We start from the raw sequence: 576 nt of genomic DNA, 5'->3' as shown, positions 1-576 counted from the left end.
AGATGAAAATCAGCAAAGAAAGCATAACTGGAATAGCCGGGTGACGCAGTTTACGATGCGTTGATTTTCTCGTTGATAACAGCCAAATCAACGGTATAACGAGTGAGCAGAGCGTAGCGACAAACGGTTTATAGAAGGTGTACAGACTATGTTCGATAAGATCGCCAGCAACGGCATCATATGAACTGATTTCAAAGGGGGAATGCAGTGTTTCACCACTTAGTGAACATAAGCCATAGACTAACCCTGTTATTCCTGTAAGTGCTAAATATAAAATGATCATCCTATTCGTCATGTTTTTTGTCGCAACCTGGTGGGGCATATTAACGTTCCTTCTTCGTCTCAGTAGTGAGAATCATTGAAAGTATTATCATTGATTTATTTAAATATAATGGGAAACCAGCGGGCGTGGTCGCGGGTATATTCCGTCATCGCCTGGGGATCCTTTATCGCCTGGCAGGGGGCGTCGAGAATATTCGGATACGCATCCGGATACCAATCTTCCTCGGTCGTTAAGGTCAAAAAGCGAGACTCCCGGTGGGTTTCACAGCTATAGGCGTTTTTAATATTGTCGGC

Annotated in this window: 2 pseudogenes; both read right to left on the bottom strand. The window is 43.9% G+C overall.

The features are described 5' to 3' along the window. Positions 1-322: pseudogene (locus tag CWM53_RS31755) on the bottom strand (hypothetical protein); the annotation flags it as partial. A gap of 56 nt (positions 323-378) precedes the next feature. Next, a pseudogene (locus tag CWM53_RS22825) lies at positions 379-576 on the bottom strand (hypothetical protein); the annotation flags it as partial.

Origin of the sequence: Klebsiella sp. A-Nf5, assembly GCF_002810545.1 — a bacterium.
Classification (GTDB): Bacteria; Pseudomonadota; Gammaproteobacteria; order Enterobacterales; family Enterobacteriaceae; genus Klebsiella; species Klebsiella variicola.
This window is presented reverse-complemented; position numbering and strand designations above follow the sequence as displayed.